Source organism: Herbaspirillum sp. 3R11 (genome assembly GCF_004563925.1).
In the GTDB taxonomy this organism is placed as follows: domain Bacteria; phylum Pseudomonadota; class Gammaproteobacteria; order Burkholderiales; family Burkholderiaceae_D; genus Herbaspirillum.
On the sequence record NZ_SPNJ01000003.1, the window covers coordinates 122,016 to 134,740 of the forward strand.

Sequence of the window (12,725 nt, forward strand, 5' to 3'; positions counted from 1 at the left end):
GCCGCAGCCTGGCAAATCCAATGGTTCAGTATCCAGGTGACTTCGGCTTGGTGTTGACGGCGCGGCGGGCGTCGGCGTCACGTTCTGATTTCTTTTCGAATTCGGTGCGTTCGCAGGCGCACAGGATAAAGGCGATGCAGGCAGCCAGCGAAATGGCGATGAAACGCTTCATGTTGTTCCCCGATAGTGATGGGCCGATGCTGCGAGTCGTTGCTGCAGCTTGAAATCGCACCCTTATTTCCCTGGGACAAGAGTCTAACCCAGCCCTTCCCAAAAACAAAGGATAACTCGCTTGCGCCGTGCTGCGCACTTATGCGCCGCGCGCATTCGCAAGATCGTATTTCTTGATCTTGTCGTACAGCGTCTTGCGTGGAATGCCGAGTTGTTCCGCCGCCAGTGCAACGTTGCCGTCGGCTCCCGCCAGCGCATCCTCGATCAGCGTACGTTCATAGGCGTCGAGTTGCTGCGGCAGGCTGGTCATGAGCGACGACACGGCAACATTGGCGGCGTTGCTGTCCGCCACACCAAGCACCCAGCGATCCGCGAAGTTGCGCAGCTCGCGCACATTGCCGGGCCAGTCGCGTTGCTGCCATTGCGCCATGAGCGCCGCCGTCCACGCCGGCGCCGTGCGACCGTAGCGGATTGCGGCAGCATGGATGAAATGCGCCAGCAGCAGCGGAATGTCGTCGCGCCGGTCGCGCAGGCGCGGCAAGTCGATGCTGACCACGCCGATGCGGTAGTACAAGTCTTCGCGGAATGCGCCCTGCGCGCTCAGTTGCAGCAGGTCTGTCTTGCTGGCGGCGATCACGCGGCAATCGATGGCGATGGACTCATTGCCGCCCAGGCGCTCCAGCCTGCGTTCCTGCAGCACGCGCAACAGCTTGACCTGCAAAGCCATCGGCATGCTTTCGATTTCGTCGAGGAACAGCGTGCCGCCGTTGGCGTATTCCAGTTTGCCGATGCGGCGTTTTTGCGCACCGGTGAAGGCGCCGGCTTCGTGACCGAAGATTTCGCTTTCGAACACGCTCTCCGGCAGTGCGCCGCAATTGATCGCCACGAAGGGCCCCTTGCGTTCGCTGGCGGCGTGCAACTGGCGCGCCACGACTTCCTTGCCGGCGCCGGTCTGGCCGTTGATGAGAATATCGACCGAAGTCGGGCCGACGCTGCGGATCAACGTACGCACGCGCTCCATTGCCGCCGACTGACCCACCAGCGCAGGGGTGGCGGGATCGGCCAGCCAGGCTTCGCGCAGGCGACGGTTGTCGAGCACCAGACTGCGCTTCTCCTGCGCGCGTCGCGCGGTCTCCAGCAGGCGATCGGCGGCGAAGGGCTTCTCGATGAAATCGTAAGCGCCGGCGCGCATCGCTTCCACTGCCATGGCGACGTCGCCGTGGCCCGTCACCACGATCACCGGCAGGTCGGCGTCGGCGGCCACCGCATGCGCCAGCACTTCCAGGCCCGAGCGTCCCGGCAGCCGCACGTCGGTCACGACGATGCCGGCGAACCCGGCGTGCAGCAGCGGCAAGGCTTGCTCGGCGTCGGCGCAGGCCTGCACGCTGAATCCGCCCAGTTCCAGCGTCTGCGTGGTGGCCTTGCGCACGCTTTGTTCGTCTTCAATCAGGATGGCGAATGCGTTGGGTATGTTCAATGATGTCTCCATGGATTACAACCCGGGGGCCGGGGCCGGCAGGCGCACGGTGAATTCGGCGCCGCCTTCGGGCAGATTATGCGCCGACAGGCGGCCGTTCATCGCCTGCACGATCGACGATGAAATCGCCAGTCCCAATCCGAGCCCCTTGCCGCTCGGCTTGGTGGTGAAGAATGGTTCGAACAGGTGCGGCGCGACTTCATCGGGAATGCCGGGGCCGCTGTCGCGGATGCGGATGACCGCCTCGCCGGCATCGTGTTCGACGATCACCGTCACCCGCTTGTCGGCAACGTATTCAACGGTCTCCACCGCATCGATGGCGTTGCGCAGCAGGTTGATCAGCACCTGCTCGGTGCGCACCACGTCACCCATCACCTGCACCGGGCTGCGCACATCGATCTCGATGGCGACGCCCTGCTGATGGAGCTCATTGCGCAGCAACAGCACCGCGGCCTCGACCGTCTGCGCCACGTCGACCACGGCGATGGCGTCGCCGCTCTTGCGCGCGAAGCCCTTCAGCTGCGCAATGATCTTGCCCATGTGGGCGCTGGCGCCACTGATGTGTTCGAGGTTTTCTTCCACTTGCGGTAACTGGCCGCGGCGCATGAATTGCACGGCGTTGTCGGCGAAGGCGCGGATCGCCGCCAGCGGCTGGTTCAGCTCATGCGTGACGCCCGCCGCCATCTGTCCCAGCATGGCCAGCTTGCCGGCCTGCACCAGTTCGTTCTGCGTCGAGCGCAGCAGGCTTTCGGTCTGCTGCAGGGTGACGTATTTTCCTTCCAGGGCCTGGTTGGCCACGCGCAGTTCCTGGGTGCGCACGGCGATGGTGGCGTCGAGCTCCTGCGCGGCGCGGCGCAAGGCATCACGCGATTCCAGGCGCTCCTGCAGGCGTCGTCTGCGCTGATAGATAGCCCATAGAGAAATCGCTGCGATCGCCATGATCAGCGCGACCCACATAGACCACAGCATGGCGATGCGGGTGATGCGGGCCTCGGACGGGAACAGCATCAGCTGCCAGCCCTGCTTGTCGATGGCGCGCACTACATGATCGCCGAAACCGCGCCGCAATTCCTTCGGCATTCCGGCCACCGGCGTGATCGGCTGGTCGGCGTACTGATGCGTGCCGGCCAGCTCTTGCTGCAGCTTGCCGTCGAGCGGACGCAGGCTATGGTATTTCCATTCGGGCCGGTTGCTCAGGAATACCACACCGCTGTGATCGGCCAGCGTGATCGGGTCTTCATTGCTGCGCCAGGTGTGCTCGAACTCGGACAGGTCGACCTTGACCGTCATCACGCCGATCGGCTTGCCTTCACCGCGCGGTGCACCGGCCGGATAAATCGGCTGGGCCATGAAATAGCCCGGTTCGCTGGAGATATTTCCAATGCCGTAGAAGCGTCCGGAGCCGCCCGCCAGCGCCTCGGCGAAATAGGGCCGGAAGCCGAAATCGCGGCCGACGAAACTGGTTTCTTCATTCCAGTTGCTGGCCGCCAGCGTCATGCCGCGTGCATCCATCATGTAGATCGCCAGCACCTTCGACTGCTTCTGGATCGCTTGCAGACTCAGGTTGAGGCGTTGCACTGCGGCCGCATCGTCGGGCTGATGCAGCACCTGGTCAACGTCGGCCAATGCACCCAGCGCATACGGCATGATCTCGAACTTGTCGAGGATGGATTGCAGGTCGAGCGCGACGATCTGCAGTTGGCGCTCACCGGCGGCATGCAGATCACTGCGCGCTTTTTCCGCGGCGACAAAATACGACGCAAAAAAAACCGCCGCCGCGCATAGCGCGACGACGGCGATCAGTATCGGAAATTTGCGGGAAGTCATGGCTGGAGAGGTGCTCTGAACATACATGCCGCCATGATACCCGCTGGCGCGCCCTGCCCTGTCCTTCTCTTCCCCTGCCTCCCGCAAATCCATCAGTCCTCGTCCTTGAGGTAACCGACCTTGCTCGGATCGCGCATGCGGAACGTGATCAGCAAGGCGATCGCGCACATGATCGAGACGTACCAGTAGAAGTTGGACTCCATGCCGGCCGCCTTGAACGACAGCGCGACGAACTCGGCCGAGCCGCCGAACAATGCATTGCCGACTGCATACGACAGGCCGACGCACAGCGCGCGCACTTCCGGCGGGAACATCTCGGCCTTGATCAGGCCGCTGATCGAGGTGTAGAAGCTAACGATGCACAACGCCAGGATCGCCAGGCCGAAGGCCGCATACGGATCGGTGACGTCCTTGAGCATGTGCAGGATGGGCACGGTGCACAGAGTACCGAGCACGCCGAAAAACAACATCATGTTGCGGCGGCCGATCTTGTCGGACAGTGCGCCGAACACCGGCTGCAGGATCATGTAGACGAACAGCGCGCCGGTCATCACTGCGCTGGCGGTCTTGGCGTCCATGCCGGCGGTGTTGACCAGATACTTCTGCATGTAGGTGGTGAAGGTGTAGAACATCAGCGAGCCGCCGGCGGTGAAGCCGACCACGGTGAAGAAGGCGCGCTTGTGCTTCCACAGGCCGGCGAAGGTGCCGGCCTCTTTCTTGTTGCGGGTTTCTGCGGAGGCAGTCTCGGTCAGCGACTTGCGCAGGTACAGCGCAATCAGCGCGCCGAATGCACCCAGCACGAACGGCACACGCCAGCCCCAAGCGCGCAGCTCTTCATTGCTCAAGGTCTGCTGCATGGCCACCAGCACCAGCACCGCCAGCAACTGTCCGCCGATCAGCGTGACGTACTGGAACGAGGCGAAGAAGCCGCGGTTATTTTTTGGCGCGATTTCGCTCATGTAGGTCGCGCTGGTGCCGTATTCACCACCCACCGACAGGCCCTGGAACAAGCGCGCCACCAGCAGCAGGAACGGCGCCGCCGTGCCGATCACGGCATAGGTCGGCAGGAAGGCGATCATCAGCGAACCGCCGCACATCATCAACACCGAAATCATCATCGAGGTCTTGCGGCCGTGTTTGTCGGCGATGCGTCCGAACAGCCAGCCGCCGATCGGGCGCATCAGGAAACCGGCGGCGAACACGCCGGCAGTGTTCAGCAATTGCGTGGTGGTGTCGCCTTTGGGAAAGAAGGCCGGTGCGAAATAGATCGCACAGAATGAGTAGACATAGAAGTCGAACCACTCGACCAGGTTGCCCGATGAGGCGCCGAGGATCGCGAAGATGCGCTGCTTGGTGGTGGATGGTCCAGCGGCCGGGACGGGCGTGGTCGAGGTGGTGGAAACTGTTTGAGTCATTGCTATCTCCAGGTTTGTAAGCGGCCGGAGGTGCTCCACGAAAAATCACGGGGCAAACCGGCTGTTTGATATTTGTGCCAGGCGTGTGCCTGCAATCGCGGCCGCGAACATGTTGCGCACGGTGCGACAAGAGCGAGAAAGGACGTTGATTTGCCGGATTACGGCGAAGGAAGCGGCGTCACATCTGTCTCCTGCTTTATTGTTTTGGGAGACTTATATGCAGGCATCGTGCCAATCAGATGAAATCGCTCAACATGCTGATTTCAAAGGATTTTTAAAAATTTCGTTACGACAAGGGAAGCAACTTCCTTGCGAACATCCGGAATCCCGCACAGCCTTTTTGCGGATATCCAGCCAAAGCGAACGCCGATAAAAAAGCCCGGTCCGTTGCCGGGCCGGGCTTCTTGTTGCAACGTCTCCGAGGGATCAGCGCAGGCGCGGCTCCGACGGCGTGATGTCGATGGTGCGGCGCGCGGAAGGCAAGGCCGGCGTGCCGCTCAACGTGAACACGCTGACCAGTTGCGCCAGGCTGTCGGCCTGGGTCTGCATCGAGGCGGCAGCGGCGGCAGCCTCTTCCACCAGCGCGGCGTTCTGCTGGGTAACCTGGTCCATCTGGGTGATGGCGTGGTTGATTTGCTCGATGCCGGTAGTCTGCTCTTCGCTGGCGGAGCTGATCTCGGCGACGATGTCGGTGACGCGCTTGACGCTGTTGACCACTTCCGCCATCGTCGCGCCGGCCTGCTCGACCAGCTTGCTGCCGTTGCCGACCTTTTCCACGGAGTCGTTGATGAGCACCTTGATTTCCTTGGCGGCCGCCGCGGAGCGTTGCGCCAGGCTGCGCACTTCGGAGGCGACCACGGCGAAGCCGCGACCCTGCTCGCCCGCACGCGCGGCTTCCACAGCGGCATTCAAGGCCAGGATATTGGTCTGGAAAGCGATGCCGTCAATCACGCTGATGATGTCGACGATCTTCTTCGACGAGTCGTTGATCGCGCCCATGGTATCGACCACCTGACCGACCACGCCGCCGCCCTGGGTGGCGATTTCAGATGCCGATACCGCCAGTTGGTTGGCCTGGCGCGCATTGTCGGCGTTCTGCTTGACGGTGGAGATCAGTTCTTCCATCGATGACGCGGTTTCTTCCAGCGCACTGGCTTGCTGCTCGGTGCGCGAGGACAGGTCGAGGTTGCCGGCGGCGATTTCGCTCGATGCCGTGGCGATGGTGTCGGTGCCGGTGCGCACGTTGCTGACGATGCCGCGCAGGCTGAGATTCATGTCTTGCAGCGCTTGCAGCAGCTGGCCGGTTTCATCCTTGCTGCTGACCTGGACGTCGCTGGTCAGGTCGCCCTCGGCAACGCGACGTGAAATGGTCACGGCGGAATTGATCGGCCGCGTGATGCCGACCGTCAGGTACCAGGCGCACAGCACGCCCAGCGCCAGAATCAGGCCTTCGAGCGCGAGCAGCAAGATACGGCTGTCTTCGGCGATGACGTCGATGTGTTTCGCGGTGTCGTCGATGTCTTTGCGCTGCAGTTCGACCAACTGGCGCATGGTGTCCTGATAGGCGTTGGATGCCGGGACGAAATCCTTTTCAAGCACGCGCTCGGCTTCCTCGATGTTGCCAGCCGCCTTGGCCTTGTTGATGGCGTCGCGCGAGCTCAAGTACAGCTTGCGCTGTTCGCCGATCTTCTGGAACAGCTTCTTTTCTTCGTCGCTTTCCAGCAGTGCCTCAACCTTCTTCTGGTATTCGCCTGAGCCCTTGGACGAGGCCGCCGCTTCCGCCGCGAAATACGGGCCGAGCGACGGATCGCTGCTCTTGGCGATGGCGATCGTGCGGCGGATGCCGCTGGCGAGGTTGGCGTACCAGTCGCCGATCAGGCGCTCCTTCAGCAGAGGCTGGCTCATCATCTCGCGCGTGGCCGACGATACCGCTTGCAAGCGCCAGATGCCGATGGCCGTGATCACGATGGAGAAGGCCAGAATAAGGGCGAAGCCCAACGCCAGGCGCTTGCCGATTCGCATGTTTCCGATAATGTTCATTGCTATTTTCAATCCCGTTTTACCGTCGCTGCTGCGACGTGTTTTTAAATTCTCGAGGCGACCCCGATCCGCTCAGCACCGCCGGGCAGGTCGCCATTACAAATCAAAACGGGATATTTGATTCGTCGCAACATACGATGAAAAGCCCCGCAGATCGGGGCTTTGAGGCATATGTTGCGCAAAAGGCATCGAAAAAATGGGAATGGCATTAATGCTTCGACAAGATTGGCGTCACAAGCGTTATCGGAACAACCACGGTCTTGTCGAAAGAACAAATCGGCCAGCAAATCCAACGAGCAAATCGAATACGCACATCTTATCGATCAAGACCGCCGACGATCAATTTTCCGACTTCCGCCAACACCGTATTGCGCTGCTCTTCCGATGCCTTGGTTTCGGTGAGATAAATCGACGCCAGCAACGGCGCACCTTGCGGCGGCCAGATGATGGCGACGGTATTGGTGGTGCCATAGTCGCCCGAGCCGGTTTTGTCGCCGACTTTCCAGCCCGGCTGCATGCCGGCACGCACACGGCGGTCACCGGTCTTGTTGGCCAGCATCCAGGCCGTGATCTGGCGTCGCGACGCCGCCGACAAAGCATCGCCGAGCAGGATCTTTTGCAGGTTGCCGGTCATCGCCGTGGGCGTCGTGGTGTCGCGCGGATCGCCGGGGATGGAGGTGTTGAGTTCGGTTTCGAAGCGATCCAGGCGCGTCGTGTCGTCACCCAAAGAGCGCACGAATTTATTGAACGCGTCGAGGCCGCCGAGGCTGCGCAGCATCAGGTTGGCGGCGGTGTTGTCGCTCAGCGTGATGGCCGCTTCGCACAATTGCGCCAGCGACAGGCCGTCGCCGCCGACGTGCTTGCCGGTGGTCGGCGAGTAATTGACCAACACGTCTTCGCCGTAGACGATGCGGCGGTCGAGCTGTTCGGCGCCGGTGTCGACGCGCCTGAGCACGGCCGAGGCCGCCAGGAACTTGAAGGTGCTGCACATCGGGAAGCGTTCGTCGGCGCGATAGCCCCAGCGGCGGCCGCTGCCGCTGTCGAGGATTTCCACGCCGAGGCGACCGGCGACGCTGGCTTCCAGTTTCGCCAGACGCGCCACAAGGGAAGCAGAGTCCTTAGATTTTTTTGCCTCAGCGGTACCGGCTGCCCACGCGCCACTGGCGCAGCCGGCCAGTGCAACGCCGGTCATGGCGAGAAAATGTCTTCTGTCAGTCATCATTTTTCCTTGCAAAATTGGAGACGAAGCGAAATGATAGGCAGCAAGTACGGTCATCGCAATTCACGATAATTTGCCCCAGACCACAGAAAAACTGATCCCAGGATGAATTCGGACGACTCATGCATCTTCCCCTCAATGCCTTGCGCGCCTTCGAAGTGGCGGCGCGCCATCTCAGCTTCACCTCCGCCGCCGATGAGCTGAACGTGACCCAGACCGCCGTCAGCATGCAGGTCAAAAATCTTGAGGAGCGCCTCGGCGTGACGCTGTTCCGTCGCCTTCCGCGCGGTCTCGCGCTGACCGACGAAGGCCTGGCGCTGCTGCCGGTGCTGGCCGAATCCTTCGAACGCATCGCCACCGTACTGAGCCAGTTCGAGAACGGCCGCATGCGCGAAGTGCTGACGCTGGGCGCGGTCGGCACGTTTGCGGTCGGCTGGCTGATGCCGCGGCTGCGTGAATTCCAGCAGACCTATCCGTTCGTCGATCTGCGCCTGCTGACCAACAACAACCGCGTCGACCTGGCCGGCGAAGGACTGGACTACGCGATCCGTTTCGGCGATGGCGCCTGGCACGGCACCGACGCCGAGCGCCTGTTCGCCGCACCGCTGTCGCCGATGTGCGCGCCGGCGCTGGCTGCGCGGCTGCGCCGGCCGCAGGACCTGGCCGGTGAAACGCTGCTGCGCTCCTATCGCACCGACGAATGGAACCACTGGTTCGCCGCCGCCGGTGCGCCCTGCCCGCCGATCCGCGGCTTCGTGTTCGACTCCTCGCTGACCATGGCCGAAGCGGTGGCGCAGCAAGCAGGCGTGGCGCTGCTGCCGGTCAACATGTTCGAACGCGAACTGCGCCAGGGCCGTCTGGCCTGCCCCTTCGACATTTCCATCAGCGACGGCGCGTACTGGCTCACGCGCCTGAAATCGCGGCAGGAGACGCCGGCGATGCAGGTCTTCCGCAGCTGGCTGCTGGCACATGCAAGCAGCGTGGCGTAGACAAAAGACCACATCCGGTATCAGGAAACGCCTGATAGTTGCAAAAGAGAACACACCGTAAAATAAATGATATAAACTATTTACATCCGCACACATCAAGACTTGCCAAGGTGATGTAATCGTTTACAAATGCGGATTGCAGGTCACATCCCGACGAGATCGGGCGGCTTGCAACGTGTCTCAACCCAACAAGGAAACGGGGGACATCATGAAAAATTACTTCGCTGCGCTGTACCGGAAACTGGTCGATTACCTCAACGACTCCAGCGCCCTCACGACCGGATCGCACCGCGGCGAGCCGCATTGCTGCGGCATGTACTCGGGCCTGTCCGACATGGAACAGGGTCACGAAAAGAACTGACGTCCGACTTTGCCTGGGCGGCCAACTGTCCGCCCAGGCTGCATTTTTCAGATTCCTCCCCTCTTCTCCGCGCGGCCATCATCTCCCTGCCGCCCTGGCCGACACGCCCATCGGCGCTTGCCTTTATAATTTCAGCAGATCAACATTCCGTCACGCCCTTCCCGGCGCGTATCGCCTGCAATGTCCGACAACACCATCGCCCGCAACAAGTCCATGACCCGTTTCGACCAGCACGACAGCGTGTGGCTGTTCGGCTACGGGTCGCTGATCTTCAAGGCCGACTTCCCTTTCATCGAGCGCCGTCCGGCCCACATCGTCGGCTGGAGCCGGCGCTTCTGGCAGGGCTCGCATGACCATCGCGGCACCGTGCAGGCGCCCGGCCGCGTCGTGACGCTGATCCGGGATGAAGGTGCGACCTGCGCCGGCATGGCTTACCTGATTACACCGGAAGTGTTCGGCCATCTCGACTACCGCGAAAAGAACGGCTACCTGCGCCTGGCAACCGACATCCTGTTTGAAGACGGCAACTGCACCGAAGGATTGATCTATATCGCCACGGAAGAAAACGCCGCCTTCCTGGGTCCGGCGTCGGAACGCGACATCGCACTTCAGATCGCCGGCGCGGAAGGCCCGAGCGGGCGCAATGCAGATTACCTGCTGGGACTGGCGGTGGCCTTGCGCGAACTGGGCAAGGACGATCCGCACGTGTTCGAAATCGAGCGTCACCTGCAATTGCTGGGGGAGATGAATACGGAGAACGACAAGGGAACGGATGCGGCAGGACCGCCGCATCCTTGAATGAAACTTACTGACGCGCCGCCAGCAGGAGAGCACCGGCGCCGATGAAGAAACCGCCGGTGGCCTTGTTCAGCCGCGCCACGCCGCGCGAGGTGCGGATGTAGCGACGGATCTGCTTGCCGCAGGCCGAATACACCGCGCTGGAGACGAATTCGGCGCACAGGTAGATCGAGCCGAGCACCAGGAACTGGTGCGCCGCCGGGCGCGCCGGATCGATGAATTGCGGGAAGATTGCGGCGAACAGCATGATCGCCTTCGGATTGGTGATGCCGAGCAGAAACTCCTGCATGACCAGTGCGAAGACCCCTTTCTGAACTTGCGTCGAAGTCGCAGCGCCCGGGCCGACGCCGTCGGCCAGTTCCAGCCCGTGGAATTCACGGCTGCGCCAGGCGCGCCAGCCGAGATAGAACAGATACAACGCACCGACCCACTTGACCGCCGTGAAGGCTGCTTCCGAAGCCAGCAGCATGGCGCCCAGTCCGACCGCCGACACCGTCAGGAAAATCGCAAACGCCGTCACACGCCCGAACGTGGCCAGCAGCGCCACGCCGACGCCGCGGCGAATGCCATTGTTGAGCGCGCAAAAATTATTCGGACCTGGCACCAGCGCCAGCATGATCGCGACGGGGCTGAAGAACAAGGCGTCCATGTTGCTTCCGTTTCCTGAACGTGAGGGGAATCGCGATTTTATCAGCCGCGGGATTTCCGTGTGGCCGCGATGACTGCTCGGCAGCCGCCCGCGACCCGTAGTGTAAAATTCCGGTCCGCCTCCGATTCGCCGGAGCGGTCCAGGGATGCCATGACTATCACGATCAATAACGAACTTCTCCAATACATCGACCCGCTCACCGCCAACGAATACGCCGCCCTCGAACGCAGCCTGCTGGCCGAAGGTTGCCGCGATGCGCTGGTGCTGTGGGGCGACGTGCTGGTCGATGGCCACAACCGCTACGAAATCTGCCGCAAGTACGACATCGAATTCAAGACCGTGCAAAACACCGGCTTCAATTCGATCGATGACGTCATGCTGTGGATGATCGACAACCAGCTCGGCCGCCGCAGCGTGACCGACTTCCAGCGCGGCGTGCTGGCGCTGCGCAAGCGCGACATCATCTCCGCCCGCGTGCGCGCCGAAATGGATGCATCCATCGCCGCCAAGGCGGACGGCACGGCGCCGGAAGAAAGCAGCAACACACAGGCAGAAGAAACCGCGATCCCAAGCGCCTCCATCAAGACCCGCGAAGACATCGCCCGTGTCGCCGGCATCAGTTCCAACACCATCGGCCAGATCGAGAAGATCCGCAAGACCGCCGCGCCGGAACTGGTCGAAGCAGTGCGCACGGGCGCCATCTCGATCAACGCCGCCGCTGCAGTGGCGTCGCTGCCGAGCGAAGAACAGATCACGGCCGTAGCCGGGGGCAAGAAGGAATTGCGCCAGGCCGCCAAGATGGTGCGCGAGAAGCAAGCCGCCAACCGTACGCCGCGCGCGGCTCCCGCAACTGAAACTGAAACTGCAGCGGCAAGCAGCGCCAACGACGGCGCCGCGCCGCCATGGTCGGTTGACGGCGACGATGCAGCTGCGTTGCGCGCCGAAATCGCCACCCTCAACGCGCGCGTCGCTGAGTTGACGGCCGAGAACCAGGCCCTGCAGGCGGAAATCGACGCACTGCGCGGCGTGACCGCCTGAGCCCGCGATACCAGATAATCGATAACCGCCCTTGCCGGTCTATACCCTCACCGCCGCCGTCGAGATCGAACTCGAGATCCGCAAGAGCCGCTTCATCGGCATCGTCATGCCGGTGGACAACCGCGATGCCGCACAACGGCAACTGGAACAACTGCGCATGCAACATCGCGCCGCCACCCACGTGTGCTGGGCGCTGATGGCCGGCGGCCAGTCCGGCATGTCGGATGACGGCGAACCGTCGGGCACGGCCGGACGGCCGATGCTGGAAGTGTTGCGCCACCACGAACTCGACGGCGTGCTGGCGGCGGTGGTGCGCTATTACGGCGGCATCAAGCTCGGCGCCGGCGGCCTGGTGCGCGCCTATACCGACGCCATCGCCACCGCGCTCAAACAAGCGCAGCGCGTCGAGCGCATCGTCTACGCCGAAGTGGAAATCGCCATCGCCTATGCCGATGAATCGCAGCTGCGCTATTGGCTGCAACAGAAGCAATACGCCCTGCTCAGCAGCCGCCACGACACGCTGGCGCGCCTGCATGTGCGCTTGCCGGCAGCGCAACTGCCTCAGCTTGCGGACAGCTTGCCGCGGCTTTCTTCAAACGCTGCGATCACGCAGATCATGTAATCCATGCGGCGCCGGTTGGCGTCGCTGCAGGGACGTCCCCACAAGGCATCGAACTCGGCCACCACGAGGTGATATTCAATCTCGCTGATGGGATCCATGGCTGCGTGCTCCTCACAGGT

The 12,725-nt window shown here is 62.4% G+C and carries 13 protein-coding genes; 5 read left to right on the forward strand and 8 right to left on the reverse strand.

The window, feature by feature from the left end:
• Window positions 1–25: 25 nt before the first annotated feature.
• The 6 genes from E4P32_RS24110 to bla form a co-directional block, all read right to left on the reverse strand.
• Window positions 26–172 carry a hypothetical protein gene (locus E4P32_RS24110; protein ID WP_167735766.1) on the reverse strand — a complete coding sequence of 49 codons (147 nt, stop codon included), beginning with the start codon at window positions 170–172 and terminating at the stop codon, window positions 26–28.
• Between the two features lie 138 nt (window positions 173–310).
• Window positions 311–1,660 carry a sigma-54 dependent transcriptional regulator gene (locus E4P32_RS14030; protein ID WP_116435194.1) on the reverse strand — a complete coding sequence of 450 codons (1,350 nt, stop codon included), beginning with the start codon at window positions 1,658–1,660 and terminating at the stop codon, window positions 311–313.
• Window positions 1,661–1,663: 3 nt separating this feature from the next.
• Window positions 1,664–3,475 carry an ATP-binding protein gene (locus E4P32_RS14035; protein WP_116435193.1) on the reverse strand — a complete coding sequence of 604 codons (1,812 nt, stop codon included), beginning with the start codon at window positions 3,473–3,475 and terminating at the stop codon, window positions 1,664–1,666.
• Window positions 3,476–3,567: 92 nt separating this feature from the next.
• A complete protein-coding gene (locus E4P32_RS14040; RefSeq protein ID WP_116435192.1) occupies window positions 3,568–4,890 on the reverse strand; it encodes an MFS family transporter in 1,323 nt (440 codons plus the stop codon).
• A 426-nt stretch (window positions 4,891–5,316) separates the two neighbouring features.
• Entirely contained in the window at window positions 5,317–6,930 is a 1,614-nt protein-coding gene (locus tag E4P32_RS14045) for a methyl-accepting chemotaxis protein (RefSeq protein WP_116435191.1), read from the reverse strand.
• A 316-nt stretch (window positions 6,931–7,246) separates the two neighbouring features.
• Entirely contained in the window at window positions 7,247–8,149 is a 903-nt protein-coding gene (gene bla / locus E4P32_RS14050; RefSeq protein ID WP_116435190.1) for a class A beta-lactamase, read from the reverse strand.
• Window positions 8,150–8,271: 122 nt separating this feature from the next.
• Between bla and E4P32_RS14055 the strand changes: the two genes are divergently transcribed.
• The 3 genes from E4P32_RS14055 (at window position 8,272) to E4P32_RS14060 (ending at window position 10,297) form a co-directional block, all read left to right on the forward strand.
• Window positions 8,272–9,138, forward strand: a complete 867-nt coding sequence (locus E4P32_RS14055) for a LysR family transcriptional regulator (RefSeq protein ID WP_116435189.1) — start codon at window positions 8,272–8,274, stop codon at window positions 9,136–9,138.
• 208 nt (window positions 9,139–9,346) lie between these two features.
• Window positions 9,347–9,499: a hypothetical protein gene (locus E4P32_RS24115; RefSeq protein WP_167321460.1), complete on the forward strand. Its 153-nt coding sequence runs from the start codon at window positions 9,347–9,349 to the stop codon at window positions 9,497–9,499.
• Between the two features lie 180 nt (window positions 9,500–9,679).
• Window positions 9,680–10,297, forward strand: coding sequence for a gamma-glutamylcyclotransferase (locus E4P32_RS14060; protein ID WP_116435188.1), 618 nt, complete (start codon window positions 9,680–9,682; stop codon window positions 10,295–10,297).
• Window positions 10,298–10,304: 7 nt separating this feature from the next.
• On the opposite strand, the gene E4P32_RS14065 is transcribed toward E4P32_RS14060, so the two are convergent.
• A complete protein-coding gene (locus E4P32_RS14065; protein ID WP_116435187.1) occupies window positions 10,305–10,946 on the reverse strand; it encodes a LysE family translocator in 642 nt (213 codons plus the stop codon).
• Window positions 10,947–11,096: 150 nt separating this feature from the next.
• Between E4P32_RS14065 and E4P32_RS14070 the strand changes: the two genes are divergently transcribed.
• The gene (locus E4P32_RS14070) at window positions 11,097–11,984 is read left to right on the forward strand and encodes a hypothetical protein (RefSeq protein WP_116435186.1); all 888 of its coding nucleotides are present in this window, start codon (window positions 11,097–11,099) and stop codon (window positions 11,982–11,984) included.
• Between the two features lie 31 nt (window positions 11,985–12,015).
• Window positions 12,016–12,606 (forward strand): YigZ family protein, encoded by a 591-nt coding sequence (locus tag E4P32_RS14075; protein WP_116435185.1) that lies wholly within the window; start codon window positions 12,016–12,018, stop codon window positions 12,604–12,606.
• Here E4P32_RS14075 and E4P32_RS24120 read toward each other — a convergent pair.
• Window positions 12,546–12,704 carry a hypothetical protein gene (locus E4P32_RS24120; protein WP_233526683.1) on the reverse strand — a complete coding sequence of 53 codons (159 nt, stop codon included), beginning with the start codon at window positions 12,702–12,704 and terminating at the stop codon, window positions 12,546–12,548. The two genes, E4P32_RS14075 and E4P32_RS24120, sit on opposite strands and share 61 nt — an antisense overlap.
• Window positions 12,705–12,725 lie beyond the last annotated feature (21 nt).